The organism is Candidatus Omnitrophota bacterium, from assembly GCA_041650805.1.
Taxonomy (GTDB): Bacteria; Omnitrophota; Gorgyraeia; order 2-01-FULL-45-10; family 2-01-FULL-45-10; genus JBAZKM01.
Genome location: JBAZKM010000002.1, coordinates 192,444 through 219,033, shown reverse-complemented (window position 1 = coordinate 219,033; position 26,590 = coordinate 192,444). Strand labels below are relative to the sequence as shown.

Here is a 26,590-nt window from a genome sequence, read left to right as displayed (position 1 = left end):
AGGATTTTGTGGTAAACTTTATAATAAATAAATTCCTTCGATATGCCCAAGGTATGCCTTTTTATGCTTGGGCGCGATCGAAGCATAAAAAAAGGGGGTGAAGTATGAATTGGATGACCGTAGTTGTTGCTGATCCCGTAAAGGCGATGCTCATTAAAATATGGAGTTATATTCCCACATTAATAGGGGCGATCCTGATCCTCGTTGTAGGATGGCTGATCGCAAAATTGCTAGAAGCGGTGACCGTAAGGGTGCTCAAGGCGGTACGCCTTGACGTAGCGAGCGATAAGGCCGGTGTATCTAATATCCTTGCAAAGGGCGATATAAAGGCGACGCTTTCGGAGCTTATCGGAGCGATCGTGTACTGGCTCGTGATCCTGATCGTCATTGCGACGGCCCTTAATGCGCTGAACCTTACCGTGGCAGCGGCCCTGATATCAAGGCTGGTCGAATATGTGCCTAATATACTGGCGGCGATATTCGTCCTCGTCCTCGGATCGTTCCTTGCGGGCTTCGTTTCAACGATAGTCCGCACCTCTGCCTCGAACGCGGGGATAGACGGCGCGAAGATGCTGGGACAGGTGACTCAGACGGTATTGATCATATTCGCGATAATCATAGCCGTTGAGCAGCTGAATATAGCGACGGCCCTGATCGCGCTGGCGGTCAATGTCATTCTGGCCGCGATAGGTCTGGGTATAGCGATCGCATTCGGTCTCGGCTGCAAGGAGATAGCCGGGAAGGCGATGCAGGATTTCCTGAATAAGATGAAGAAATAAGAGCTGTAGTTTTTAATATAGTAAAGAGGCGCCTTGGAAAAGGCGCCTCTTTCATTTTATATCCCTCTGGAATAATCATCCGTTTTCTTTTATAATATATCCCTGTATGACGACGTCCCTTTATGTACACATACCGTTCTGCAAGAGAAAGTGCATCTACTGTGATTTCTACAGCGTTATATGCGATGCCGGCCTTGCATCAGAGTATATAAGGACAGCCGTTGCGCGGATAGAGGGACTCGCCGGCGGTTTTTCCACTATCTATGTCGGCGGCGGGACGCCCACGGCGCTTGACAGGGACCCGCTGGAACGGCTCCTGAGGGCGCTCGGGCGGAAGAGGGCCGGCAGCCATTCGGAGTTCACGGTGGAGGCGAACCCGGAGAGCATAAACGATGAGAAATTGAGGATACTGTCCGATTGCGGCGTGAACCGCCTGAGCATCGGCGTACAGTCCTTCAGGGACAGGAAACTTAAGGCCCTGGGCAGGATCCACTCGTCGCGTGCGGCGGAAGATTCGGTCATGATGGCTGCGCGAAGAGGGTTCGTCAACTTGAGCATAGATATCATATTCGGCGTATGGGGCGAAACTGCCGGGGATTGGGAAAAGGACCTCGAAAAGGCGGTCAGCATGCCGGTGGCGCACATATCCTGTTACGCGTTGACATACGAGAAGGGGACGCCGTTATTCTCTGCTGTCCGGAACGGGAGCGTGAACCCGCTGGAGGACGATGCCGCGGCATCGATGTATGAATTCGCGATAGACCGTCTTGCGGTCCGCGGGTTCAGCCAGTATGAGATCTCCAATTTCGCAAAAGAAGGCCGCCGGTGCGCGCATAATATGAATTACTGGGAGAACGGGCCGTATGTGGGAATAGGGCCTTCGGCAGTATCGTATATCGACGGGGTCAGGAGCAAGAATATCGCAGATGTCGGCGCATATATAAAACTGTCGCTGGAAGGGGCCTCCACGGCAGGATCGAGCGAGAAGTTGTCTCCGGAGAAGAGGGCCCGGGAGACGGCCGCGCTGAAGATAAGGACTAAGGACGGTATCGATTTCAAGTGGTTCGCGGAAAAGACGGGGTTCGATCTCGAAAAATTCGGGAAGAAGGCGATCGCGGACCTGCTGGAAAAGGACCTGATCAAGTACAAAAAGACGGATAATGTCCCATCCGGCATATGCCTGAAGCGGAAAGGGTTCCTCTTCTGTGACACCGTATCGAGCGCGCTGCTTTAGGAACGGCGTCGTTTGCGTTCCGGCCGATTCTGTGTTATAATCATCTTCCTGAAACTTCGGATAGAAGGAGAAAAAGCGTATGACGAAACTGGTGCTTCTGAGACACGGTGAGAGTGTCTGGAACAAGGAGAACAGGTTCACCGGATGGACCGATGTGGACCTCTCCGACAAGGGCCTGGCTGAGGCGAAGAAGGCGGGAGAGGTATTGGCGAAGGAGAAGTTCGTATTCGACGTCGCATTCACGTCGGTGCTCAAGAGGGCTATCAGGACGCTGTGGGTCACTCTCGACGGCATGGACCTCATGTGGATACCGGTCTACAATTCATGGCGCCTGAACGAGCGGCACTACGGGGCCCTGCAGGGGCTGAACAAGTCCGAGACGGCGGCCAAATACGGCGAAGCGCAGGTCCTGACCTGGAGGAGGAGCTATGACATCCGGCCTCCGGCCCTGGAAGAGAAGGACCCGCGGTATCCGGGCAATGACCCGCGCTACAGGGAATTGACCGCAAAAGAGCTGCCGGTCACAGAATGCCTGAAGGATACCGTGGAGAGGTTCCTCCCGTACTGGCAGCGCACGATCGCTCCGGTGGTGAGATCGGGCAAGCGCGTGATAATAGCTGCGCACGGTAACAGCCTGCGCGCCCTGGTCAAGTATCTAGACAACATATCGGACGAGGCTATCGTCGGATTGAATATCCCGACTGGGCTTCCGCTCGTATATGAGCTGGATGAACGGCTGAAGCCGCTCAAGAGTTATTATCTGGGCGATCCCGAAGAGGTGAAGAAGGCCATGGAGGCGGTGGCGAACCAGGGGAAGGCGAAAAAATAGGGTGGGTAATGGGCAGTCGGGGTATAGGGTTTAGGGTATGGGGTATAGGGTGAAAAGGAAAAAATAAAAAGGAGTAAAGAGGTGAAGATAAAGAGGGCGTTGATAAGCGTATCGGATAAGACGGGATTGGAGGATCTGGCAAGGGTGTTGGACAGGTTCGGCGTCGAAATATTGTCGACGGGAGGGACGGCCAAGGCGATGAGATCTCTCGGCATACAGGTCAAAGACGTCTCAGAGCATACCGGTTTCCCGGAGATGCTGGACGGGAGGGTGAAGACGCTCCACCCGAAGATCCACGGAGGGCTCCTGGCGCTTAGAGGCAGTAAGGAGCATATGGAGACGGTCAAAAAGCACGGCATAGGACTTATAGATATGGTCGTAGTCAACCTCTATCCTTTCGAGAAGACGGTCGCAAAGCCCGGGGTGAAACTCGAGGAAGCGATCGAGAACATCGACATAGGCGGCCCCTCCATGCTGCGGAGCGCCGCGAAGAACCATGCTTCCGTATGCGTAGTTTGCGATACGGCTGACTATAAAAGAGTCATCGATGAGATGGAGAAGAGCGGCGGTTCCGTATCGGATGAGCTCCTGCGCGAGCTCGGCATAAAGGTCTTCGAGCGGACGTCGACGTATGATGCGGCGATATACGGGTATCTGAAGGGTAAAGGGCCGAATAGTTTGGAGCCGGGAGTTGGGAGTTTGGAGGAAAGATTCCCCGGCATCATGGATCTTAAGTATAAGAAGATACAGGACCTGAGGTACGGGGAGAACCCGCACCAGAAGGCGGCGTTCTACGGGGACGGGTCGGTGCTCGAGCCGAGCGTCTCGAACGCCGTCCAGCTTCACGGGAAAGAGTTATCATTCAATAATATAATCGATCTGAACGCGGCCCTAGAGATCGTGAAAGAGTTCAAAGAGCCCGCCGCCACCATAATAAAGCACACCAACCCCTGCGGCACGGCCACCGCCAGGACCCTGTCGCAGGCCTATCTCGATGCGCTCGATTGCGACCGGCTCAGCGCTTTCGGGAGCATAGTGGGATTTAACGGGGCGGTCGACGAGGAGCTTGCCGGTACGATCCTTAAGGAGGCCGATTTCGTCGAGTGTATAATAGCCCCTTCCTACGACGCCAGGGCGCTCGAGGCGCTTAAGGCGAAGAAGAACCTGCGCCTCCTGGAAGTAAGGGGTTTCGGTTCCGTTCCGGCAAGACCGGATGTCGATATGAAGAAGGTGGTCGGGGGCATCCTGCTCCAGGACCGTGACATAGCCGCTTTACGCGAATCCGAGCTAAAGGTGGTCACAAAGGCCAGGCCTTCCGCAGAGGAGATGAAGTCGCTCCTCTTCGGCTGGGTCGTCGCAAAGCACGTGAAGTCGAATGCCATCGTATTGTCTGTCGGGACCAGGACGGTGGGCGTGGGCGCCGGCCAGATGTCGAGGGTCGATTCCGTTACGATAGCGTCACAGAAGGCAGGCACTCGCGCCAGGGGATCTACCCTTGCCAGCGACGCCTTCTTTCCGAAAGAGGACGGTATCGAGCAGGCCGCCAGGGCCGGCGTCAAGGCCATCATACAGCCGGGCGGTTCCATCAGGGACCCGGAGGTGATAAAGGCGGCAGACCGTCTCGGCATAGCGATGGTCTTTACGGGCATAAGGCACTTCAAACATTAAAAAACGTCGTTCGTTTTTCGTCGTTCGTATTTCGTAAACGAATGGCTAATTACGAACGACGAACGACGACGCGATGACCTACCCCGAAGCTCTCACATATTTCGACTCGCTCATGAACTACGAACGGGCGGACGACTACGACTATAAGAAGTCGTTCAGGCTCGACAGGATGAAGGCCCTGGCGGCGCTCCTTGGCGATCCGCAGAAAGAGACGAAAGCGATCCATATCGCCGGCACCAAGGGCAAGGGCTCCACCGCGGCGTTCATCCACTCCATACTTAAAGCCCACGGTTTCAAGGCAGGCCTTTACACGTCTCCCCACCTTGTATCTTTCAGGGAACGCATAAGAGTGAACGACGAACTGATAAGCGAAGGAGACGTCGCCGGGATACTGGGCGTCATAAAGGCCGCCGTCGATAAGATGGGCGATGACATACCTTCCTTCTTCGAGGTATATACGATGCTCGCGTATATCTATTTCAAGGAGAAGAAGGCCGATATCGCCGTTTATGAGACCGGCCTCGGCGGGCGGCTGGACGCGACCAATATCATCGAACCGCTCGTCCTTGCTATCACACCCATAAGTTACGAGCATACGCAGAAGCTGGGCAGCACGTTGAGGGAGATAGCATTTGAAAAGGCGGGTATCATAAAGGACGGCTCGCTCTGTGTCTCCGGCCCGCAGGAGCCCGAGGCGCTCAAGGTGATCGATGAAGTATGCCGGGAGAAGAGGGCAAAACTTTTCCTGGCAGGGAGGGACCTGACATTCCGCGAACGGGAGACAGATCACGAGAAGCAGCGGTTCGATGTAAGCGGTTTATTCAACGAATATCCGGGTCTTGAATCATCCCTTCTCGGTCCTCACCAGGTTGTGAACGCCGCGGTTGCCATAGGGGTCATAGAGGCGCTGAAGCTGCGCGGCATATCGGTGGCCGGAGAGGCGGTCATAGACGGTGTCAGGACGGCCAGGTGGGAGGGGCGGTTCGAGATAGCCGGCCGCTCCCCGTTCATAGTCCTCGACGGCGCGCAGAACCGGGCCAGCGCTCATGCCCTGGCCCGGGCGGTGAAGAAGATATTTACATACGGCGAGCTCATCCTGGTATTGGGGGTCTGTAAGGACAAGGACATAAGGGGCATACTGGAGGAACTTCTGCCTTTAAGCGGCCTGGTGATACTGACGAAGTCAAAAGTTACGGAACGCGCGCTCGATCCTTCCGTCATGAAAGGGATCATGGATTCGGAGAGGAACATGAGGGCGCCGGGAAGAAGAGATATCTTACTGACCGGTAACGTAAGGGATGCGTTGCGGGAGGCGCGGCTGAGGGCAAAGAAAGAGAGCCTCATCCTCGTCACCGGCTCATTATTCGTGGTCGGAGAGGCAAGGGAATTGCTCATCGCGCAGCCTTCGGCCCCGGCGGAGGGGAAGCATTATGCGCCCAGGTAGTATGGACGATACGATCGCGGCCATATCTACGCCGATAGGCGAAGGCGGCATAGCGATCGTGCGCCTAAGCGGCCCGGCCGCGCTTAAGATCGCCGGTAAGATATTCGTTCCGAAAGACGGGAAGAGGCCTTCAGCTTTCCGGACGTACACGGTGCATTATGGGCATGTCGTAGGGGCCACAGTCCATGGTCCACGGTCCACAGCTACGAAAAATCGCAAGAGCAAGATCGTCGACGAAGTCCTCCTGACCGTTATGCGCGCGCCGAAGAGTTATACGAAAGAAGATGTCGTAGAGATAAACTGCCACGGCGGGATACAGGCGGCCAAGAATGTCCTTGAGCTCACGGTCCGATGCGGCGCGAGGGTCGCCCAACCGGGCGAATTTACCAAAAGGGCCTTCATGAACGGGAGGATAGACCTGGTCCAGGCAGAGGCGGTCCTCGATGTGATAAGGGCAAAGACCGAACGTTCGGTCAGGGCAGCTATGGGCCAACTCGAAGGGGGCCTTTCCGAGAGGGTGAACGGGATACGGGATGCCATGGTAGATGTAGCTTCGCACATAGAGGTTTCGATAGATTTTCCGGATGAAGAGGCCCGGATAGCCCGCGAGGGCGGCCTCATAAAGAAGGCGGAGGGGATAGTCAGGGAGCTGAAAGAGCTATCGGCCACTTTCGACGAAGGGGCGATACTGCGCGAGGGCGTCCTGGCGGTCATATGCGGGAAGCCGAATGTCGGGAAATCGAGCCTGATGAACCTTCTCCTGAAGCGCGACCGCGTCATAGTGACGCCTGAGCCGGGCACCACCAGGGATGCCGTTGAAGAGATGATAAACCTGAAGGGCATCCCCATACGGTTGGCCGATACCGCCGGGATCACCGAGACGGGGGATGCGGCTGAGAGGGAGGGGGTCAGGCGGAGCAGGAGGTATATGGAAGCGGCCGATATCGCGCTTCTTGTCCTCGACGGTTCCGGCAGGATAGACGGGAAGGATATGGATGTCATATGCGCGCTGGGCGGCAAAAAGAAGATAGTCGTAATAAATAAGACGGACCTCGCGAGGAAGATAAGCGCCTCGCGCATAAGCCGCCTCTTCAAAGGTGACAGGACAATAGAGATATCCGTAGAGAAGAGGAAGAATATCAAGGAGCTCGAAGGCCTAATAGCGGAGGCGGTCTGGCACGGAGGGTTTGTGCAGGGCGAAGGGGCCATGGTGACCAATGCCCGGCATAAAGAGTTGCTTGACAAGGCGCTCGACCGTATGTTATCTGTATGTAAAGGGCTGCGCGCTCGCCAGGGTCCGGAGCTCGTTGCCATCGACCTTAAAGAAGCGGTCTTCAGTACCGGGCTCATCGTCGGTTCATCGGTTTCGGACGAAGTGCTCGACAGGATATTCGAACAGTTCTGCATAGGGAAATGAGGGATATGATGGATAAAAAGCGTATAGAGAAGGCGGTGAGGGAGATACTCATAGCGGTGGGAGAGGATCCGAAGAGGCCCGATATCAGGAATACCCCGGCGAGGGTTGCCGAGATGTACGAAGAGATACTGGGCGGCTCCGGCGCCGATCCGGAGAAGGAATTGGAGGTAGTATTCGAAAAAGACCATGACGAGATAATACTTTTGAAAGATATACCGCTCTATTCCATCTGTGAACACCACCTCCTCCCGTTCTTCGGCCGGGCCCACGTAGCGTATATACCGAAAGATAACAGGGTCACCGGATTGAGCAAATTGGCGAGGGTCGTGGACATATTTTCAAAACGGCTGCAGGTCCAGGAACGGCTTACGACCGATATCGCCGAGACGATAATGCGTAAATTGAAACCCAAAGGGGTCTTTGTGGTGATAGAGGCGGAGCACCTGTGCATGAGCATGCGCGGGGTGAAGAAACCCGGCGTCCTGACGGTGACCAGCGCCGTGCGGGGCATCTTCAGGAAGAACGAGAAGACGCGCGCCGAGACGCTCTCCCTTATAAGAGGATAACCGCCGCCGCTCCTACCGGTATTCCCGTGAAGGATCTCCGATCCGGAACCGTTTATTAATATCCCCTTGTAATATAATACCGTCTATATTATAATATTTAACTAAATAACATAATATCCATATATGATAGACATGGTAGAGATCGGCAGGAATTATGTCTTCTGGACATGCGTTGTGGCCTGGATAACCGCCCAGTGCATCAAGGTCGTCCTCGGCATAATCAGGGAAAAGAAGTTCAATTTCCGCTGGTTCGTAGGGACAGGCGGTATGCCCAGCGCGCATGCGGCGGGCGCTTCGGCGCTTGCGACATCTATCGGAACCACCTACGGTTTCGATTCCGCGATCTTTGCCATTGCCCTGACATTTGCCATAGTCGTCCTGTTCGACGCCCAGGGGGTGAGGCACTCGGCCGGCAGGCAGGCCGAGATACTGAATAAGATGCTCGATGATATTTACTGGAAAAAACGTATGGACGAGACGAAACTGAAAGAGTTCATAGGCCACACTCCGGTAGAGGTGTGGGCAGGCATGTTTCTCGGTGTCTTCGTCTCCCTCCTTCTGTATAAATAGAGGAATATGGATATGCCAAAAAAGATGATGGTCATAGGCGGCGTCGTCATCGTGACGATCGTCGTCTTATTTTTGTCGCTGCGTATCGCCTCATGCGCCCGCCGGGATAAGCCGGCCGCCATCGTGCCGGTGACCGGGGAGTCGCCGGGACCCGCAAAGGCCGTAGCGACACAGTCCGATACCGATAGCGCTATAGCCAGGCTCGAAGAGATCGTATCCAGGAACCCCGATTCTAAAGAAGCGGAGTCGGCCCTTTTCGAAGAGGCGGCTATCTACGAGTCGCGGCGCGACACCTTAAAGGCGAAAGAGCTATATCAGAAGATAATGGAGAAGTTCCCAAATTCGGGCAATATAACGAAGGTACAGGAATCGCTCGATAACCTGAATATCAGGATACTCTTCTCGCCGCTCGTCACCGAAGATTCTTTCCTGTATGAAGTCCAGAAAGGCGACACGCTGACGAAGCTCGCCAGGAGATTCGGCACTACGGTCGAGCTCATTGCCACATCGAACGGTATCCGGGACAATACGATCAGGATAGGGAAGAGGCTGAAGGTGACAAAGTTGAAATTCAGTATCGTCGTGGATAAGTCCCAGAACATACTCACACTTAAGGCCGACGGCAACGTGATGAAGACATACGGTGTTTCGACGGGAAAGGATTTTTCCACCCCCACCGGCACTTTCACCATAACAAATAAGATCGTTTCACCCACGTGGTACACGACGGGCGCGGTGATACCGGCAGATGACCCCAAGAACATACTCGGTTCAAGGTGGCTTGGGATCTCCAAGCCCGGATACGGGATACACGGGACCACGGAGCCCCAATCGATAGGAAAACAGGTTACGGCCGGATGCGTAAGGCTGAAGAACTCCGATGTCGAGGAGCTCTACACCATAGTGCCTGCGGGTACTGAAGTATTGATCATTGACTGATGATATGAAAGGCAGGGTGCGTCTTTAGATGGCTATGCCGGGACTTGACTTCGAAAAGCCGATCGTAGAGCTGGAGCGTAAGATCGATGAGCTCAAGGGATTTACCGCGCGCGAGGACCTGGATATAACCGGCGAGGTGAAGCGGCTCGAAGAGAAGCTCGCCTCTATCAAAAAAGATATATACGATAACCTGACCCCGTGGCAGAGGGTCCAGCTGGCGCGCCACCCGAAGAGGCCGTATACACTGGACTACATCGAGATGATGATGACGGACTTCATGGAGATCCACGGTGACAGGCATTTCGCCGACGACAAAGCGATCGTATGCGGCCTGGCCAGGGTTGACGGCGAAAAGGTCGTGGTCATAGGCCACCAGAAGGGCAGGGACACCAAGGAGAACCTTGAGAGGAATTTCGGATGCGCAAATCCCGAAGGCTACCGCAAGGCCATGAGGGTGATGAATATAGCCGAGAAGTTTTCGCTGCCCGTAGTCGTCTTCATAGATACGCCCGGGGCATACCCGGGGATCGGCGCGGAAGAGAGGGGGCAGGCCGAGGCCATCGCCTATAACCTCAGGGAGATGACGACGCTTAAGACGCCTGTCGTGGTCTTCGTGATAGGAGAAGGCGGCTCGGGGGGAGCCCTCGGCATAGGCATAGGGGATAAGGTCTATGTGCTGGAGAACGCTTATTATTCTGTCATATCCCCGGAAGGGTGCGCCGCGATATTATGGAAAGAGCGTTCGAAATCCCCGGAAGCTGCCGCGTCTCTTAAACTTACGGCCAAGGATTTGCTTGAAATGAAGATCATTGATGGTATAATAAAAGAACCGCTCGGCGGCGCCCACAGGGGCCCACAGGAGACGGCGGATAATATAAAATCCACTATAAAAAAGGATCTCGCGGTCCTGGGGCATATATCTAAAGAGAAGCTTTTGGATATGAGGTATGATAAATTTAGGTCAATCGGTGTTTTTAAAGAATAGAACGCGAAAAACAGTTCTCAAACTACCGAGCAGCTTAGAGTATATACGAAAGGCATCTTCTAAGGTCCTGAAGGCCCTTTCGTCGCTGGATGTCGACGGCGATACCCTCTTCGATATCAGGTTATGCGTCGAGGAGGCCGTCAGGAATGCCATCGTACACGGGAACAGGAGCGACAAGAGCCGTTTCGTGCGGGTGGCGTACTGGATCAAAGACGACAAACTCAGCGTAGAGGTGGAGGACGAAGGCGGCGGTTTTATCCATGGCGATGTCGCCGACCCTACGGCGGACGACAATATAATGAAGAACTCCGGCAGGGGGGTATTCCTCATAAAGAAACTTATGGATCTGGTGGAATATAACGATACCGGGAACAAGATAAAGATGGTAAAATACCTGTGAGCACGGACCGGGGATAAGAACGGAAGGAGATTGAGATATGCCGATAAAGGTGGAGAGCAAGAACGGGATGACGGTCTGCCAGGTGACCGGTGAAGTTGACATAAATACCTCGCCGGATATCAAGAAGACATTCGATAAATTGATAGCCAAGAAAGAGCTCAAGATCGTGGTCAATTTTTCCAAGGTGACATACGTCGATTCATCCGGCCTTGCCACTCTGGTGGAGATACTGAAGAACATGAGGGCGTACGGAGGCAAGATACGCCTCTCCAACCTCTCCTCCAAAGTAAAGAGCCTTTTCGAGATAACCAAGCTCGACAAACTTTTCGATATAAAGGCCGACGAGAACGAAGCCGTCTCGAATTTTGTCTGACAGGCCTGCCTGAATAAACGGGGGAGCGATGGATTTTTTTGAACGGATAGGGAAGACGATCCTGGGAGTGGTGAGGCAGTCGCGGGAGGTGCTTAAGCTGCTCTTCGAGACGCTGTACTGGATCATTGTCGGGCCGTTCAGAAAGAAATTCACCAAGCGCGAAGGCATATTCAGCCAGATGGTATTTGCAGGGGTCGATTCGTTCATCATAGCCTTCTTCGTCTCGTTCTTTACCGGCATAGTCATAGCCATGCAGAGCGCTTATCAGCTGACCAGGTTCGGCGCCAATATATTCGTTGCCCCCATGGTGAGCGTCGGCATGGCGCGTGAGCTGGGGCCCGTCCTTACGGCATTGGTCGTGGCCGGAAGGGTCGGCGCCGCGATCGCGGCTGAGCTCGGCACGATGAAAGTCACCGAGCAGATAGAGGCGCTCGACACCATGGCGCTCAATCCCATAAGGTTCCTGGTCGTCCCCAGGTTCCTCGCGCTTATAGTGATGCTCCCGTGCCTTACGGTCCTCGCGGACATGACAGGCATCTTCGGCGGTTTCCTGGTAGGCGTCTTTAACCTCCGTCTCGATCCGTACAGGTATCTCACGTTCTCGTTCCAGTTCATGGCGTGGAAAGACGTCTGGACGGGGCTCATAAAGAGCGTCGTCTTCGGGGTGACCATATCTATGATAGGCTGCTACATGGGGTTGAACACCAAGGGCGGCGCCGAAGGCGTCGGCAAGGCGACCACTTTAAGCGTCGTCACGAGCTTCATCCTGATAATACTCTTCGATTGTGTATTGACAGGCCTTTTTTACTTTATGAATAAATGAGCCGGGGTGTTATGGAACGGGAAGTTGTCATAAGATCAGATAATGTGGTGAAGAAGTTCGGCGAACGGACTATCCTGGACGGCCTCTCCCTCGAGATATATAAGGGCGAGACATTCGTCATCATGGGCGGTTCGGGATGCGGCAAGAGCACCTTCCTGCGCCATCTCATAGGGGCCCTGAAGCCCGACTCGGGAAAGATAAATCTCCTCGGAAAGGATATAACGGCCGTTTCCGAAGACGAGATGGATAAGCTGAAAAAGCGCATAGGTATGAGCTTCCAGTCCTCGGCGCTCTTCGACTCCATGACCGTCGGCGATAATGTGAGCCTTCCCCTGAGGGAGCACACCAGGCTCGATAAGAACGTCATAGACATCGTCGTCAAGATGAAGCTGGAGCTCGTCGGTTTAAGGGGATTCGAGGACCTGATGCCCAGCCAGCTGTCGGGCGGAATGCGGAAAAGGGTGGGGTTGGCGCGCGCTATAGTCATGGACCCGGAGATCGTCTTTTATGACGAGCCGACGGCAGGGCTCGACCCGATCGTGGCGGGGGTCATAGATAAATTGATACTCGACCTTTCCCAGAAGCTGTCCATAACGAGCATCGTCGTGACGCATGACATGAAGAGCGTCTTCTCCATAGCCGACAGGGTCGCTATGCTGTACGAGGGGAAGGTCCTCGAGGTGGGGACCCCGGACGAGATCAGGAAGAGCAAGAACAGCATGGTCCAACAGTTCGTTTCCGGAAGCCCCGACGGGCCTATAAAATTTTTCCAGCAGAAAGACGATTATCTCGAGCACCTGCTCGGTCAGCGCATGAACCAATGAAAGGGAGATCACGCATGAAGATAATAAACAATGAAGTGAAGACCGGTCTTGTCGTGACGATAGCAGTGGCGGCGGCGGTGGTCTTCTGGGTGAAGACGACCGACTTCGGCGGGAAGCCGTACAGGGTCACCACGTATTTTAATTATGCCGAAGGTGTAAAACTGGATTCCATAGTCAAACTTTCCGGCATAGAGGTCGGCAGGGTGGAGAAGATAAAGTTCAACTACGCCCCCGATACGAAAGTGGAGCTGGTGCTCGCGATCGACAGCAAGGCGAAACTCCACGAGGACTCTCTGGCGTTCATCTCCACGTCCGGTTTCATAGGGGACGCCTATATAGGCCTGACGCCCGGTTCCGCCGACAAGCCGTTCGCGGGCCCCGGGGCTATACTGGCGAGCGAGGACCCGGTCGAGATGAGAAAACTGATGAAGAAGGCGGATGTTATCGCCGAGAACCTGGACAAGACGCTCGTCGAGGTCAAGAAGCTTGCCGAAAACGTCACCGGGGTGGTCGCGGATAACCGTTCCAGGATAGACAGTATCGCGGTAAATCTCGAGCAGACCTCGGTCAATTTCAAAGAGTTCAGCGAGGACATCAAGAAGCATCCGTGGAAACTCCTGATGAAGGGGAAGTAACGGTTAAGCGCCTCTTCCGCGATGGCCTCCTCCCGTCGTTCCAAGCTGATCTTCTACCTGGTCATTCTCCCGCTTATAGCGGCCACGGTGATCCTCATCTCCTACCTGCGTCTCCTCGACAACTATGAGCTCGAAACGCTCGATTTCAGATTTTTATTAAGGCCCGGTGTATCCACCACCGATAAGGTGGTGATGGTGGATATAGGCGAAGACACGATCGCAAAGATCGGCCGTTTTCCTTTTGACCGCAGTTACCATGCCCTCCTCATCAAGGCGCTATCGTCTGCCGGCGCGAAATCGGTGATATTCGATATCTTCTTCAGCGAGCCCCACGAAAACGACAAAGAACTGGCCGACGCCATGAGAGAGGCCGGGAACGTCTATCTCCCCCTGGTCCTCGATATCGATACGAAGAAGGCCGGTGATATCTTTTCGGCCTCAGGGTATACCGCCAAGACGTTGGAGAACCTGAGGGTGCATGTGCGCGGCGAAGGGCAGATAAATATAGCGCCTGACATAGACGGTAAGTTCAGGAGGATACCGCTCTACGTCAAGTACAAGAACGGTTTTTATCCCTACATATCATTCCTGGCAGGATGTGATTACCTCGGCATACAGCAAAAAGATATAAAGATACTCCCCGGTAAATATATACTCTGCGGGCCGGAGATGAAGATACCGCTCGACGACCGCTCGAACATGATAATAAACTTCTCCGGAAGATGGGGGAAGGTATACAAACACTATTCATATGTCGACGTGCTGCAATCGTATCTGGCAGGCATTACGGGCCAGAAGCCCATACTGGACCTGGGCGTCTTCAAGGACAAACTTTGCGTTGTCGGGTTGACTGCGGCGGGGACGGTGGACCTGCACCCCAACCCGTTCGAGACGCTCTACCCCGGGGTGGGCATTCACGCCGAGGTATTCAATTCGCTTATCAGCAGGCGTTTCATCACGCGCCTTTCCAGGGAAGGCAATGTCGCGGTCCTGGTCTTCCTCGGCCTCCTTATAACCGCCGTCACCCTGAGGACGAAACCGGTGAAGGGCCTTATCGTCCTGGCCGCCACGATACTTACCCTGATCTTCGCCGGGATGCTGGTATTCGACCTGTCAGGCCTGTGGATAGACATATTCTACCCCATACTTTTGATGGCGCTCCTTTACCTCTTCCTCACTATCTATAAATACATCAATGAATGGAAGAAGCGGCTTCTCCTGGAGAACGAGCTCGATATCGCCAAGAAGATCCAGGAGAGCTTTCTCCCCAAGTCCGTGCCTGCCGCCGACGGCATAGAGATCGCCTCCTCCATGTTCACGGCCCGCAAGGTAGGGGGAGACCTGTACGATTTTGTAGATTTCGGTAAGAGGGAGATAGGGGTCATGGTAGGGGACGTATCGGGCAAAGGTATCCCGGCAAGCCTGTTCATGGCCATGGTCACGGGAAAGTTCAAATTTTTTGCCGTCACGAAGAGCGAGCCCAAAGATGTGCTGACCAGCCTGAATTCGGTATTGGTGAAGGAGTCGGCGTCCAATCTCTTCGTCACCATGTGCTACCTCATATTCGACATAGACCGCAAGAAGTTGAAGTACGCTAACGGCGGCCATCTCCCGATAGCGTATGTGGGAGAAACGGGAAAGACGCAATTCCTCGATGTCTCGGAAGGGGCGCCGCTCGGGCTTATGGAAAACGTATACTCCGGCGGAGAGATAAGTTTTAAGAAGGGAGATCTCCTGGTATTGTATACCGACGGTATCACCGAGGCCATGAACGCCAAACACGATATGTACGGGAGCGAGCGGCTGGCGGCGGTGATCGAGGCGAAACGTTTCTCTTCTCCGAAAGATGTATTGAATGCCATCGAGAAGGATGTGAGAAAATTCGAACCCAGGTCCACGCAGCATGACGACATGACGCTCATAGTCATAAAGATAGGAGAGGCCGAATGACCACACGGGAGACATATGCGTAAAAGCTACGAAGCGGCTAATATACTGTTGGAGGTGAGCAGGGCGATAAGTTCATCGCTCGACCTGGAGACCGTGAGCGAACACGTCCTCAGAGAATCGGCGAAGGCCCTCAGGTCGGACCATGCGTCATTATTCCTGGTGGATGACGAATCGGGCCATCTCCTGCTGCATAAGGCGAGAGGGTTCAGCAGCGATGAGGTGGCGAATATAAAGATACTGGGGAGCTGGGAAGTGATAAATAACCAGCTCATTAAGAAGGCGAGCCCCATAATAGTCAACGACGTGCATAATAACGCCCTCTTCAGGAAGAAGAACCTGCCGTTCTTCAGGGAGCGGCTCCCTCTTAAGTCCTTCCTGGCGGTCCCGCTGAAGAAGGACGACGTGGTAGTCGGCGCGCTTATCGTCAGCAACAAAAAAAGGCCCGGCCATCTCTTCACCGGGAAGGACCAGAAGCTTCTCCTGGCCCTCTCCAGTTATATTGCGGCCGCCCTCATAAACGCGCGTCTCTATGAAAAGCTGAAAGAGGCCTTTATAGGCACGGTCGCGTCGCTGACCAGGGCCATCGATGCCAAAGATAAATACACCAGCGGCCACTCCGAACGGGTGATGGAGTATGCCGTCGCTATAGCCAAAGAGATGCGTATAGAGGGAGAGGCGCTGGAGAACCTGCGGCTCTCGAGCCTCCTGCACGACGTGGGAAAGATAGGCATAAAAGAGAGCATCCTCTCCAAGCCGGCAAAGCTGCTCGGATACGAAAAGGACCAGATGCACCGCCACCCGGCGATCGGCGCCAAGATAGTGGAGGGGATATATAATTCCGGCAAGATAATAAGGGGGATACTGGAACACCACGAGCGTTTCGACGGCAAGGGATACCCGGCAGGGCTCAAAGGTAACGGGATATCCCTGGCGGGGAGGATCATAGCCGTAGCCGATATCTTCGACGCCCTCACCACAAAGAGGCCGTATCATGAGAGACATTCGCCGGACAGCGCCTTTTCCGAGATAAGGGACGGCTCAGCCACCCATTTTGACCCCAAGGTGGTCGGCGCCTTTGTCGCGTCCTTTACGAAATATCCCGGCATCTGGAACACGGCAGATCGGCGGCGTTGACTTTTGCCGGGGCTGTTGTTATAATCTAATGCGATTTCAGGGGCCGTAGTGAAGCGGGATCACGACACAATGGCATTGTGTAATCACGAGTTCGATTCTCGTCGGCTCCACCATCCGCCTTCGTGTATCGGGTGTTTCGGGGTAGATATCCTTCGGCGGATGAGCCCGCCGAACGCTATCTTCTATGATTAACCCGATACAGGAAGGCGGGCCACAAATTTATTAATAAGAACCCTTAATATTCCCCTTCCTTTTAAAAAAAGAGGATGTTTTGCGACTTTTCGCTGGAGTGGCGGAACTGGCATACGCGTCGGTCTCAAAAACCGATGGTGGTAACACCTTGAGAGTTCAATTCTCTCCTCCAGCACCATCCGCCTTCCTGTGTGGTGTGTTTCAGGGAGATAGCGTACGGCGGATGTGTCCGCCGAACGCTATCTTCTATGATTGACCCGATACAGGAAGGCGGACCACGCTGGAGAGTAGCATATGCGCATAGGCCTACATGTTTCGATAGCCGGGAAGATATACGAGTCGCTCGAGCGGGCGCACCTGTTGGGCTGTGACACCATGCAGATATTCAGCCGTAACCCCAGGGGCTGGGATGCCGCCAGGCTTGATCAGGGCGACGTGGTCAAATTCAGGCAGCTTAAAGAGGAATATGACATCCGGCCGGTAGTCGTCCACATCCCGTATATAATAAACCTGGCGTCTCCCGACGGAGGCCTTTACGGCAGGTCGATAAAGGCGTATATAGACGACATAAAGAGGGCGGACGCGCTGGGGGCGGAGTATTTCGTTACCCATCTGGGAAGCCATGTCGGCAGCGGCGAGGCCGGCGGCATAAAGAGGTTTGCCTCAGCGGTAAACGATATAATCAAAGAAGCGGACCCGAAGACGACCATATTGCTCGAGGTGACCGCAGGTTCCGGTTCGTGTATAGGGCACCGGTTGGAGCATATACGCCGTATAATGGACGGCATCGACCGCCTGACGCATATAGGCGTATGTCTCGATACGGCGCACATCTTCGCGGCAGGTTATGACATAAAGACCTCCCGCGGGCTGAAGGAGACGCTTGATGAGTTTGACCGGCTGATAGGGCTCAAGCTTATAAAGGTGGTGCACTTTAACGATTCGAAGGCGCCGCTCGGCTCGCACGTCGATCGCCACGAAGATATCGGCAAGGGGAAGATAGGGCTTGAGGCGCTTGGACGGATCATAAATCATCCGTCGTTGAAAGATGCGGCCTTCATCATGGAGACGCCGAAGGAGTCGGAGAAGGATGACATGCGAAATCTGGCAGCTGCGAGAAAGCTGGTAAAAAAGGGTAGCAGGTAATAGGGGATAATATGAACGAAGAAAAAACATACCCATTCGATAAGATAGAGCCGAAGTGGCAGAAGTTCTGGCGCGATGAGGGGCTCTTCAAAGCAGATACGGATAACTTTAAGAACAAGTACTATTGCCTGATGATGTTCCCTTATCCGTCCGCGGCCCTCCACGTCGGGCACGGCAGGAACTACATAATCGGCGACGTCGTCGCCCGCTACAAGATGATGCGCGGGTTCAATGTCCTCACGCCTATGGGGTTTGACGCATTCGGGCTACCCGCCGAGAACGCGGCGATAAAAGGCGGCATGCATCCGAAGGTGTCGACACTGAACAATATAAAGACGATGAAAAGACAGCTTAACCAGTGGGGCGTCGAATACGACTGGGACAGGGAGGTCATCTCATGCCTGCCGGAATATTACAGGTGGACGCAGTGGATATTCGTGAAATTATATGAGAACGGGCTCGCGTACAAGAAGAAGGCGTTCGTCAACTGGTGTCCTTCATGCAAGACGGTGCTTGCCAATGAGCAGGTCGTGAACGGAGGCTGCGAACGGTGCGATACGGAAGTGGCCCAGAAAGAGCTGGAGCAGTGGTTCTTCCGCATTACGCGCTATGCCGAACGCCTCCTGAAGGACCTTGGCAAACTTACCGAATGGCCGGACCGCGTAAAGACGATGCAGGCCAACTGGATCGGGAAGAGCGAAGGCGTGGAGATAGATTTCAGGATCGACGGTTCGGGCGATATACTGAAGTGCTTTACAACGCGCGTCGACACCATATACGGGGCCACATTCATGGCCCTGGCGCCGGAACATCCCCTTGTCGAGAAACTTATAAAGGGGGTAAAGGGCGAAGAGGGGATCCTCAAGAGTATACGGAAGATGCGTAACGAGAGCAAGATAGACCGGGCCCAGGCAAATATCGAAAAGGAGGGCGTCTTCACCGGGCGGCACGTCATCAACCCTGTCACCGGTGAAAAGGTGCCCCTCTGGGTGGCAAATTACATCCTGATGGAATACGGTACGGGCGCCATCATGGCGGTCCCGGCACATGACCAGAGGGATTTTGAATTCGCGAAAAAATACGGTCTTCCGGTGCGCGTCGTCATCGATGACCCGGGATCTCCCCTCGATCCGGCCGTTATGAAAGAGGCATATGTTGCCGAGGGGGTCATGGCGAATTCCGGAGAGTTCAACGGCCTGCCCTCGACGGCTGCCGTACGGAAGATAGCCGACCACTTTGAGAAGAAAGGGTTCGGCAAGAGGGCGGTACAGTATAAATTGCGCGATTGGCTCATATCGAGGCAGCGTTACTGGGGGGCCCCCATACCGATCGTCTATTGCGAAAAGTGCGGGACCGTCCCCGTCCCGGAGAAAGACCTGCCGGTCCTCCTGCCGGAAGACGTAGAGTTCAGGCCGACGGGAGAGTCGCCTCTTAAATTTTCCAAAAGCTTTGTAAATACGAAATGCCCTGAGTGCGGCGGGCCGGCTGCGAGGGAGACCGACACGATGGACACCTTTGTCGATTCGAGCTGGTACTACCTCAGGTATATAACGCCGAGGTCCTCCGACAGGCCGTTCGACACCGCTATGGTCGATAAATGGCTCCCGGTCGACCAGTACATAGGCGGCATAGAACATGCCATACTGCATCTGTTGTACTCGCGCTTCATAATGAAGTTCTTTTACGATATAAAGGCGGCGCACTTCGATGAGCCCTTCAGGAACCTCTTCACCCAGGGCATGATCATAAAAGACGGGGCAAAGATGTCGAAGTCGAAGGGCAACGTAGTCAGTCCCGACGGCCTTATCGGGGAATACGGCGCCGATACGGTCCGTCTCTACACGCTCTTCATAGGGCCCCCGGAGAAGGACGCGGAATGGTCGGACAGGGGCGTTGAGGGCGCGTACAGGTTCCTCGGCAGGGTGTGGCGGCTTGTCGGGAGAGTTGGGATCCTGGAGTTTGGAGCCGGGAGGAAAAACAAAAATCCCGGCCCGGAAGAGAAACTGCGCAGGAAGACGCATCAGACGATAAAGAAAGTGACGGAAGACCTGGACGGGGGATTTCACTTCAATACCGCGATAAGCGCGGTCATGGAGCTCGTCAATGAAATATACGATACTCTGGGTGCCGGGGAGAAAAGTCCTGCCGTCGGAGAAGGGGCAGTCAGGGAAGCCGTTGAGGCCGTCGTCATCCTTCTGTCGCCTTTTGTGCCGCACATAGCCGAAGAATTATGGCGATCGCTCGGCAAAAAGGAGAGTATATTCAGGGCGCAGTGGCCCTCTTATGACGCCTCCGCAATGGAGGCGAAAGTGGTGACGGTCGTTATCCAGGTGAACGGCAAATTGAGATCCAAGATAGACGTCCCGCCGGACATGCAAAAAGAAGAACTCCGCGAGATGGTGTTGAAAGACCCTAAGGTCCTTTCGTGGATAGAGGGTAAAGAGATAAAAGATCTTATAGTAATCCCGAAGAAATTGGTCAATATAGTTATCTGACCCCTGCCATATGTTCGACCTCGTAAAGCGCGAACTTTTTATTGTCACCATCCTCTCGTTCCTGCTCATCCTGGGTTTCATGCTTGCCGGATCCCGGCGGTCCGGTCCCGTTATAGATATAACAATAAAAGGGTTTGAACCCGATCTCGCCCGGGCCCCGGGCCGGATGGACGGGCCTGTGCCTTATCCCGCCGTGCGGATCGACATAAATAAGGCCGGCCCGGAAGACCTTATGCGCCTCAGCGGGGTAGGCAAGACGCTGGCGGAGCGCATAATAGAATACAGGTCTTCGGAGGGACGTTTCATGTCGACCGAGGAGATAAAGAACGTCAGGGGGATAGGTGAAAGACTTTTTGAAGAGATGAGCGACGAAATATACGTCGAGTGAAGCCGCCTCCCCCTGCCGCACCGAAAGGTATATCCGTGAAACGACCGTTCGTGCCGATCGCGATATCGCTGATCCTCGGCATATCGTTTGCCCGTATGTGGGCCATACCGTTCTCCTGGGCCTCAGCCGCCGGCCTTCTCTGCCTCATCCCTGTCCTTCTCTTCTCTAAACAGAAGATCATCTCTCGCGCGTTTCTCTGCATCTCGGTCGCGTTAATAGGGGTGATCTCCTACGGTAAGTTCAACGCCATCCCGGTGGACCATATCTCCCGTTTCAATTCCCGGGAAGAGAGGACCGTCATGGTCAGGGGTACTATCATCGATGACCCTGTGATCAGCACCACGTTCTATAGTACCAGGAGGACCTCATTTGTGCTTGAGGTGAACGGCCTGAAAGGCGCATCCGGCTTTCAGAGGGCGAGCGGGCTGGTGAAGGTCGATATGTACAAAGATGAAAAGGGCTTCGGCTACGGCGATGAGGTGGTCCTTGAAGGCATCTTATCTCCGCCTGCCGGCCTGAGGAACCCCGGCCTTTTTGATTATTCGGAGTATCTGAAGAATAAGAGGATATATTCGGTCCTCAAAGTCAAAAGATCTTCTGCTGCCCATCGTCTCGGCGAAGATACCATGGACCCGGTAAGGCGTCTGGCTTACAGGGTAAGGAGGTGGATAGAGGGATATCTTGATGCCCGGCTGGAAAGACGGGAAAGCGGTTTTCTCAAGGCGCTCATCGTCGGAGACAGGAGCGGCCTTGACGAAAGGACGGAGGAAGATTTCGTAAAGACGGGTACGGTCCACATCCTGGCGGTGAGCGGACAGAACGTGGGATTCGTAGCGGGCATATTCTTATTCATCTTCAGTATATTTAAAGTACCGAAACGGCTTAACCTTGCGCTGGCGACGGGGGCCGTCATCTTCTATTCGTTTGTCGCAGGCGGCGCGCCTCCGGTGGCCAGGGCCGCGATCACATTTTCCATATTTGCGGCGGGATACTTATTCGAGCGGGAATCCGATATATTGAACTCCCTCGCGATAGCGGCAGTCCTGATATTGATATTTAACCCGAACGAGCTGTTCGACCCGAGTTTTCAGCTCTCCTTTATTTCGCTGGCCGGGATAATATTGTTAACGCCGAAGATAGAAGGGGTATTGATGCGGCCCGGCAGGCCGGCCCGCCGGGCCTCCCGGTTTTACTCGGCGAGGGTGTTCATAATAAGGTCCGTAGTCATCTCGATAGCGGCATGGATAGCGATAGCGCCGGTCGTCTCTTTCTATTTCAACATAACATCTCCGATAGCCGTGGTCGCCAATATAGTCATCGTGCCGCTCGTCTTTGTCATATTTGCCCTCTCGATGGTTTTTCTGGGGTTTGGGCTCATCCCGGGCCTTCCGGCCGCTTATCTTTCGGCAGCCATGAGCATCACGGAAAAGGCGCTCTTTTTTATAAATGGGGTATTCGCCAAAGCGCCGTTCGCGTATTTCAGGACCCCCGCCCCGACGCCATATTTCTGTATCGTATATTACGCGTTCTTTATCGTTCTATTTTTATCCCCGGCCGTCATTAACGCAGGCAGAAGACCGGTGCGCAGAAGAGATATCCTTGCCGTTATCCTGGTCATATTGAATGTCATGGTATGGAAAGATCTGTTGCCGCGCCAAAAAGAGATCCTCGAGATGACATTCTTCGACGCAGGGCAGGGGGACTCGACATTGATAGAACTGCCCCGCGGAGGGGTGTTCCTAGTCGACGGAGGATCGGGAGGGGAAGAGAAGTTCGATATAGGGAAACGGGTGATAGCGCCGTACCTGTGGAATAAGAAGATACGCCGGATAGACGCTATAGTGGTAAGCCATCTTCACGAAGACCATCTCGGAGGCATCATATATCTTATGCAAAATTTCAAAGTCGGCTGTGTGATAGACAACGGTGCCGTGCCTGAGCGCGACAAATGGCTCTATCTCCGGTACGCGGAGATCGTAAAGGCGAAGCGCATACCGCGCGTTATCGTCGGCAGCGGCGACGAGATAGATCTCCCGGGTCCCGTCAGGATATTCGTCCTCAACCCGAAAAAAGAGAAAGCCGTATTTGACTCAAACGATAATTCCATAGTCCTGAAGATAGTGTACGGCGCTTCGAGCGTGCTCCTATGCGGCGATGTCACGGAGAAGGGGATATCGGATCTCGTGTCATACGGCGATCTTCTCCGCTCCGATATTCTGAAGGTCCCGCACCACGCAGGTTTTCCGGGAAGCGAAAATATTTTCAGGATCTTTTTTAAAGCGGTTTCTCCCGGTGTAGCGATCATCAGTGTCGGCAACAGCGTCAAATTCAAAGAGCGCCTGAATAGCACCGTAGATATTTTAACACATTTAGGATCAAGGTGTTACATCACAAAACAGGGCGGAGCGATACGGGCTATCATTAACGAGGGTGGCTTTAAAATAGGCCATTTCGGAGAAGAAAACTAACTTTTTTATACTTTACCTTGACAAACATATAACTATGTGATATATTTGGTGCAGTAAAATTATAATTAAGCGAGGGGGGAAGGGCCAGAGGAGTTTTTAGGTGGATAAGATAAATCAAAACATAGACGAGAGAAGAAAAAATAAACGGGTAACGTTTCATCTGCCGCTTCAATATAGAAATCTGCGGAAGATCGGAGTGACTTCCCTCGGTTCCCTCACAAAAGATATCAGCGAGGGAGGAGTACGTTTTAATTCCAGCGAATTCATATCATTAGCCTGCCGTTTAGTCGTAGAGATAACGCTTCCTACATCGACCAAACCCATAAAGGCGATATCTAAAGTCGCCTGGATAAGGAAGCTTCCCACGACGTCAGAGTACGAGCTGGGGAACCAGTTCCTGGAAATGTCCAAGGAAGATAAAGACCTCGTAATGAATTTCGTGAACCGCGCCGTCATCAAGAACTCCTGAATCTCCGCGTCGGCATCGCCTCTCACATGCAAATCCCAGTTTTCTTGACAAAACCGGTCTCCTGTGATATCCTGAAAATCCATTAATAGATATATGAGAAAATTATTATCTATATTGATAGCATCTTTCCTCCTCTGCGCCGTCAGCGCCCGGGTCTCGCAGGCCTATTGGCTATGGACACCCGAGACCAAAAAATTCGTAAACCCTAAATACGCAGTAAAGGACAGCCCAAAGGAGCAGTTCGAGTGGGCCATGAGTTTCTATGACGCCAAGGACTACGAGCGCGCGGCCACGGAGTTCGACAAACTCGCTAAAAATTATGAATATTCCGAATTCGCGTCCAAGGCGCAGTATTACGTCGGCCTTTGCTACGAAAACATGGGAAAGTTCTATATAGCATTCCAGAATTACCAGAAGGCGATAGACAATTTCCCGCACATCGAGAACATGGATGAGATCATCGCCCGCGAGTTCAATATAGCCAATATATATATGGCCAAGGCAAGCCCCAAACTCCTGGGGACCGATATCATGACTTCGCTGGACAGGGCCGTTGAGATTTACAGGAAGGTGGTGGATAACGCCCCGTACGGGAAGCTTGCGGATGAGGCCCAGTTCAGGATGGGAGAGGCGCTGAAGAAGTCGGACCGCTATGACGAGGCGATAGATGCGTTCCAGCGCGTGGTGGATGAGTACCAGAACTCCAAATTTGCAGACAGGGCAAAGTACGAGACCGCCTATTGCGCCTACAGGGCCTCCCTCAACCCGGAATATGCCTCGGAGCCCACCGATAAGGCCATAAAGGCGTTCGAGGAGTTCGCGGAGGCGAACAAGGATGACGAACTTTCCAAAGAGGCATCAAAGACGATCCAGCGCCTGAAGGACAAGGCCGCCGAAAAGTCATATCGGACGGCAAAGTTTTACGAGTCCCGGCACAAGTATAAGAGCGCTATCATATATTACGAAGAGATCATAAATGAATTTCCGGAGAGCTCTTTCGTCAAAGAGGCCAGGGCAAAGGTGGCATTGCTTAAATTTAAAGCGGAGAAGAAATGATGGATCTTTTGAAGGGATCTTTTTTAACCGTAGCTTTCATCCTTGCGTTGTTTGTATCCGGGTGCGGTTATACCACGAGGTCGCTCCTCCCGTCGGAGTTTAAAACTATCTACGTGGAGAATTTCAAGAACAGCATACGCATAACGGATGAGCAGAGCGATGTGAGGATGTATCGCGGATACAAGCCGGGGATGGAGCGGGACATAACCAAGGCCGTGATAGACAGGTTCCTCCTGGACGGGAACCTTAAGATAAGGAACGACGAAGGCGCCGATATCATCCTGAAGGGAGAGCTCCTCGACTTCAGGAGGGAGGCCCTGCGGTATGACGCCAATGACAACGTTGAAGAGTACCGCATCGTCCTGACCGTTAACATGAAGCTTACGGACTCGAAGGACGGGAAGACCGTGTGGGAGGAGAAGGCCTTCTCCGGAGAGACGACGTACAGGACGTCCGGATCGCTCGCCAGGAGCGAGGATTCGTCGATAAACGAAGCGACAAAAGATCTGGCGCGGCGTATTGTGGAGAGAACCGTTGAGGGATGGTGAGCTCAAATTCTTCGGTCTTTTTATTCATCGGGAAAGAGGAGTATCTCAAAGAGCGCGCGCTGAAGAAGTTGAAGGATTCGCTCTTCTCCGGTCCTTCGGAAGCGCTGGACTATAAGATATTTTACGGCGGCGAGACAGGCGCCGCAGCGATCATCGAATATGCAGCTACCCTTCCTTTCTTTTCATCGAAACGCCTCCTGGTCATAAAGGGTTTTGACGATCTTCCGAAAGAGGACAGGTCCCGCCTGATAGAATATTTCAAGAAACCGTCGAGATCCGCGTACTTTGCGGTCGATTCGGCCAGCGGCTCCATACTGAAGGACTTCCCTTCCGCGAAAGGCCTCGGCACCGTCATGAGGTTCGATGAATTGACGGACGAAGAGCTTTTCTCATGGCTTAAACGCCGCGCATCCTCCCTGGGCAAGGAGATGCACAGGGAGGCGATCGAGATCCTGAAGGAGCTTAAGGGGAATGACCTCCTGTCGCTGGACAGCGAGATGGAAAAGTTGTCCCTGTACACCGGCCGGAGGAGCGAGATAACCGCCGGGGACGTGGAAGAGCTGGTAGGCAGGAGCATGGCCTCATCCGCGTTCGAGATAGCCGAGGCCATAGGGGATAGCGATACCGACAGGGCCCTGGAGATATCGTATGACCTTATGAACGGCGGGAAGAAGGTGCAGGAGATAATAGGGATACTCGCCTGGCATTTCAAGCGTCTTTTGAAAGGGAAATTACTTCAGGCCGGGGGGCTGGACGGGTCCTCTCTCGCCTACGAGGCCGGTGTGAACCGGAAAAATGCGGCACAGTTCCTTAAACAGGTAAAGGCCTTCGATATAAAGACGATAGAGTCAAAGATGGGGATACTTCTGGAAGCGGACCTGGACGTAAAGAGGACGAAATTCGACCCCGCGCTCATCCTTGAATTCGGTATTATGCGGTTATGCCTTGGCGAGCGAAGATAATCTCTTTGAAAGGCGGGAAACCTTCCTGGATGCGGCGTTCTTATGGATCACGCCTTTGGAAGCGGCCCTGCTGATCTTCGATACAAGCATCTTGATAGCTGCCTTCGCCTCATCCGTCTTCTTTCCTGAGATGAGTTTTTCGAATTTTTTGGTAAGGGTGTGAAGCTCGGATATCGTCGAGACGTTCTTAAAGTGCTTCCCCCTGGCTTTTCGCAGTTCTTTATAAGCGGTCTTCTCTCTGGGCAATTTATCCTCCGTTGTTCGGATGTATAAGCGTCATCGATCTTCTAAATACG

26 protein-coding genes and 2 tRNA genes are annotated in these 26,590 nt (G+C 53.7%); 27 read left to right on the top strand and 1 reads right to left on the bottom strand.

The window, feature by feature from the left end:
- Window positions 1–104 precede the first annotated feature (104 nt).
- The 27 genes from WC515_02520 to holA all read left to right on the top strand — a co-directional run bounded on the left by WC515_02520 (window position 105) and on the right by holA (window position 26,294).
- A complete protein-coding gene (locus tag WC515_02520) occupies window positions 105–779 on the top strand; it encodes a hypothetical protein (GenBank protein MFA5146240.1) in 675 nt (224 codons plus the stop codon).
- 106 nt (window positions 780–885) lie between these two features.
- Window positions 886–2,013 (top strand): radical SAM family heme chaperone HemW, encoded by a 1,128-nt coding sequence (hemW, locus tag WC515_02515; protein MFA5146239.1) that lies wholly within the window; start codon window positions 886–888, stop codon window positions 2,011–2,013.
- Window positions 2,014–2,092: 79 nt separating this feature from the next.
- The gene (gene gpmA / locus WC515_02510; protein MFA5146238.1) at window positions 2,093–2,842 is read left to right on the top strand and encodes a 2,3-diphosphoglycerate-dependent phosphoglycerate mutase; all 750 of its coding nucleotides are present in this window, start codon (window positions 2,093–2,095) and stop codon (window positions 2,840–2,842) included.
- An 81-nt stretch (window positions 2,843–2,923) separates the two neighbouring features.
- Window positions 2,924–4,510, top strand: coding sequence for a bifunctional phosphoribosylaminoimidazolecarboxamide formyltransferase/IMP cyclohydrolase (gene purH / locus WC515_02505; protein MFA5146237.1), 1,587 nt, complete (start codon window positions 2,924–2,926; stop codon window positions 4,508–4,510).
- A gap of 73 nt (window positions 4,511–4,583) precedes the next feature.
- Window positions 4,584–5,954, top strand: a complete 1,371-nt coding sequence (locus tag WC515_02500) for a folylpolyglutamate synthase/dihydrofolate synthase family protein (GenBank protein ID MFA5146236.1) — start codon at window positions 4,584–4,586, stop codon at window positions 5,952–5,954.
- Window positions 5,941–7,371 (top strand): tRNA uridine-5-carboxymethylaminomethyl(34) synthesis GTPase MnmE, encoded by a 1,431-nt coding sequence (gene mnmE, locus WC515_02495; protein MFA5146235.1) that lies wholly within the window; start codon window positions 5,941–5,943, stop codon window positions 7,369–7,371. Before WC515_02500 ends, mnmE begins: the two co-directional genes overlap by 14 nt.
- 5 nt (window positions 7,372–7,376) lie before the next feature.
- Window positions 7,377–7,937, top strand: a complete 561-nt coding sequence (gene folE, locus WC515_02490; protein ID MFA5146234.1) for a GTP cyclohydrolase I FolE — start codon at window positions 7,377–7,379, stop codon at window positions 7,935–7,937.
- Between the two features lie 123 nt (window positions 7,938–8,060).
- A complete protein-coding gene (locus tag WC515_02485; protein ID MFA5146233.1) occupies window positions 8,061–8,507 on the top strand; it encodes a divergent PAP2 family protein in 447 nt (148 codons plus the stop codon).
- Between the two features lie 12 nt (window positions 8,508–8,519).
- Window positions 8,520–9,446 carry a L,D-transpeptidase family protein gene (locus tag WC515_02480; protein MFA5146232.1) on the top strand — a complete coding sequence of 309 codons (927 nt, stop codon included), beginning with the start codon at window positions 8,520–8,522 and terminating at the stop codon, window positions 9,444–9,446.
- A gap of 28 nt (window positions 9,447–9,474) precedes the next feature.
- A complete protein-coding gene (locus WC515_02475; protein ID MFA5146231.1) occupies window positions 9,475–10,431 on the top strand; it encodes an acetyl-CoA carboxylase carboxyltransferase subunit alpha in 957 nt (318 codons plus the stop codon).
- Window positions 10,394–10,831: an ATP-binding protein gene (locus WC515_02470; GenBank protein ID MFA5146230.1), complete on the top strand. Its 438-nt coding sequence runs from the start codon at window positions 10,394–10,396 to the stop codon at window positions 10,829–10,831. Before WC515_02475 ends, WC515_02470 begins: the two co-directional genes overlap by 38 nt.
- Window positions 10,832–10,868: 37 nt before the next feature.
- Window positions 10,869–11,204 (top strand): STAS domain-containing protein, encoded by a 336-nt coding sequence (locus tag WC515_02465; protein ID MFA5146229.1) that lies wholly within the window; start codon window positions 10,869–10,871, stop codon window positions 11,202–11,204.
- A gap of 28 nt (window positions 11,205–11,232) precedes the next feature.
- Window positions 11,233–12,027, top strand: a complete 795-nt coding sequence (locus WC515_02460; protein MFA5146228.1) for an ABC transporter permease — start codon at window positions 11,233–11,235, stop codon at window positions 12,025–12,027.
- Between the two features lie 11 nt (window positions 12,028–12,038).
- Window positions 12,039–12,851, top strand: a complete 813-nt coding sequence (locus tag WC515_02455) for an ABC transporter ATP-binding protein (protein ID MFA5146227.1) — start codon at window positions 12,039–12,041, stop codon at window positions 12,849–12,851.
- Between the two features lie 14 nt (window positions 12,852–12,865).
- Window positions 12,866–13,486 (top strand): MlaD family protein, encoded by a 621-nt coding sequence (locus WC515_02450; protein ID MFA5146226.1) that lies wholly within the window; start codon window positions 12,866–12,868, stop codon window positions 13,484–13,486.
- Between the two features lie 21 nt (window positions 13,487–13,507).
- Window positions 13,508–15,436 (top strand): CHASE2 domain-containing protein, encoded by a 1,929-nt coding sequence (locus WC515_02445; protein MFA5146225.1) that lies wholly within the window; start codon window positions 13,508–13,510, stop codon window positions 15,434–15,436.
- 15 nt (window positions 15,437–15,451) lie between these two features.
- Window positions 15,452–16,570, top strand: coding sequence for an HD-GYP domain-containing protein (locus WC515_02440; GenBank protein MFA5146224.1), 1,119 nt, complete (start codon window positions 15,452–15,454; stop codon window positions 16,568–16,570).
- Window positions 16,571–16,609: 39 nt separating this feature from the next.
- Window positions 16,610–16,683, top strand: a tRNA-Ala gene (locus WC515_02435).
- Between the two features lie 170 nt (window positions 16,684–16,853).
- A tRNA-Leu gene (locus tag WC515_02430) sits at window positions 16,854–16,940 on the top strand.
- A gap of 116 nt (window positions 16,941–17,056) precedes the next feature.
- Window positions 17,057–17,908, top strand: a complete 852-nt coding sequence (locus tag WC515_02425; protein MFA5146223.1) for a deoxyribonuclease IV — start codon at window positions 17,057–17,059, stop codon at window positions 17,906–17,908.
- Between the two features lie 11 nt (window positions 17,909–17,919).
- Entirely contained in the window at window positions 17,920–20,403 is a 2,484-nt protein-coding gene (gene leuS, locus WC515_02420; protein ID MFA5146222.1) for a leucine--tRNA ligase, read from the top strand.
- A gap of 10 nt (window positions 20,404–20,413) precedes the next feature.
- The gene (locus WC515_02415) at window positions 20,414–20,791 is read left to right on the top strand and encodes a helix-hairpin-helix domain-containing protein (protein ID MFA5146221.1); all 378 of its coding nucleotides are present in this window, start codon (window positions 20,414–20,416) and stop codon (window positions 20,789–20,791) included.
- A 35-nt stretch (window positions 20,792–20,826) separates the two neighbouring features.
- On the top strand, window positions 20,827–23,259 hold the full coding sequence (locus tag WC515_02410) for a DNA internalization-related competence protein ComEC/Rec2 (GenBank protein MFA5146220.1): 2,433 nt from the start codon (window positions 20,827–20,829) through the stop codon (window positions 23,257–23,259).
- A gap of 100 nt (window positions 23,260–23,359) precedes the next feature.
- On the top strand, window positions 23,360–23,728 hold the full coding sequence (locus WC515_02405; protein ID MFA5146219.1) for a PilZ domain-containing protein: 369 nt from the start codon (window positions 23,360–23,362) through the stop codon (window positions 23,726–23,728).
- 93 nt (window positions 23,729–23,821) lie between these two features.
- Complete coding sequence (locus WC515_02400) at window positions 23,822–24,784, top strand: tetratricopeptide repeat protein (GenBank protein ID MFA5146218.1); 963 nt, start codon at window positions 23,822–23,824, stop codon at window positions 24,782–24,784.
- A complete protein-coding gene (gene lptE, locus WC515_02395) occupies window positions 24,781–25,332 on the top strand; it encodes an LPS assembly lipoprotein LptE (protein MFA5146217.1) in 552 nt (183 codons plus the stop codon). The genes WC515_02400 and lptE overlap by 4 nt, the downstream gene beginning before the upstream one ends.
- Window positions 25,326–26,294, top strand: a complete 969-nt coding sequence (gene holA / locus WC515_02390; GenBank protein ID MFA5146216.1) for a DNA polymerase III subunit delta — start codon at window positions 25,326–25,328, stop codon at window positions 26,292–26,294. The genes lptE and holA overlap by 7 nt, the downstream gene beginning before the upstream one ends.
- Here holA and rpsT read toward each other — a convergent pair.
- Window positions 26,271–26,540 carry a 30S ribosomal protein S20 gene (gene rpsT, locus WC515_02385; GenBank protein ID MFA5146215.1) on the bottom strand — a complete coding sequence of 90 codons (270 nt, stop codon included), beginning with the start codon at window positions 26,538–26,540 and terminating at the stop codon, window positions 26,271–26,273. The two genes, holA and rpsT, sit on opposite strands and share 24 nt — an antisense overlap.
- Window positions 26,541–26,590: the final 50 nt, after the last annotated feature.

Coding starts and splice junctions, on each gene's coding strand:
- holA (MFA5146216.1), top strand. CDS start 25,326: ATGGTGAGCTCAAATTCTTCGGTCTTTTTATTCATCGGGAAAGAGGAG.
- WC515_02520 (MFA5146240.1), top strand. CDS start 105: ATGAATTGGATGACCGTAGTTGTTGCTGATCCCGTAAAGGCGATGCTC.
- folE (MFA5146234.1), top strand. CDS start 7,377: ATGATGGATAAAAAGCGTATAGAGAAGGCGGTGAGGGAGATACTCATA.
- WC515_02445 (MFA5146225.1), top strand. CDS start 13,508: ATGGCCTCCTCCCGTCGTTCCAAGCTGATCTTCTACCTGGTCATTCTC.
- WC515_02500 (MFA5146236.1), top strand. CDS start 4,584: ATGACCTACCCCGAAGCTCTCACATATTTCGACTCGCTCATGAACTAC.
- hemW (MFA5146239.1), top strand. CDS start 886: ATGACGACGTCCCTTTATGTACACATACCGTTCTGCAAGAGAAAGTGC.
- WC515_02460 (MFA5146228.1), top strand. CDS start 11,233: ATGGATTTTTTTGAACGGATAGGGAAGACGATCCTGGGAGTGGTGAGG.
- WC515_02440 (MFA5146224.1), top strand. CDS start 15,452: ATGCGTAAAAGCTACGAAGCGGCTAATATACTGTTGGAGGTGAGCAGG.
- WC515_02465 (MFA5146229.1), top strand. CDS start 10,869: ATGCCGATAAAGGTGGAGAGCAAGAACGGGATGACGGTCTGCCAGGTG.
- WC515_02455 (MFA5146227.1), top strand. CDS start 12,039: ATGGAACGGGAAGTTGTCATAAGATCAGATAATGTGGTGAAGAAGTTC.
- WC515_02425 (MFA5146223.1), top strand. CDS start 17,057: ATGCGCATAGGCCTACATGTTTCGATAGCCGGGAAGATATACGAGTCG.
- WC515_02450 (MFA5146226.1), top strand. CDS start 12,866: ATGAAGATAATAAACAATGAAGTGAAGACCGGTCTTGTCGTGACGATA.
- gpmA (MFA5146238.1), top strand. CDS start 2,093: ATGACGAAACTGGTGCTTCTGAGACACGGTGAGAGTGTCTGGAACAAG.
- WC515_02480 (MFA5146232.1), top strand. CDS start 8,520: ATGCCAAAAAAGATGATGGTCATAGGCGGCGTCGTCATCGTGACGATC.
- lptE (MFA5146217.1), top strand. CDS start 24,781: ATGATGGATCTTTTGAAGGGATCTTTTTTAACCGTAGCTTTCATCCTT.
- WC515_02470 (MFA5146230.1), top strand. CDS start 10,394: ATGATAAATTTAGGTCAATCGGTGTTTTTAAAGAATAGAACGCGAAAA.
- WC515_02415 (MFA5146221.1), top strand. CDS start 20,414: ATGTTCGACCTCGTAAAGCGCGAACTTTTTATTGTCACCATCCTCTCG.
- WC515_02400 (MFA5146218.1), top strand. CDS start 23,822: ATGAGAAAATTATTATCTATATTGATAGCATCTTTCCTCCTCTGCGCC.
- mnmE (MFA5146235.1), top strand. CDS start 5,941: ATGCGCCCAGGTAGTATGGACGATACGATCGCGGCCATATCTACGCCG.
- leuS (MFA5146222.1), top strand. CDS start 17,920: ATGAACGAAGAAAAAACATACCCATTCGATAAGATAGAGCCGAAGTGG.
- WC515_02475 (MFA5146231.1), top strand. CDS start 9,475: ATGGCTATGCCGGGACTTGACTTCGAAAAGCCGATCGTAGAGCTGGAG.
- WC515_02485 (MFA5146233.1), top strand. CDS start 8,061: ATGATAGACATGGTAGAGATCGGCAGGAATTATGTCTTCTGGACATGC.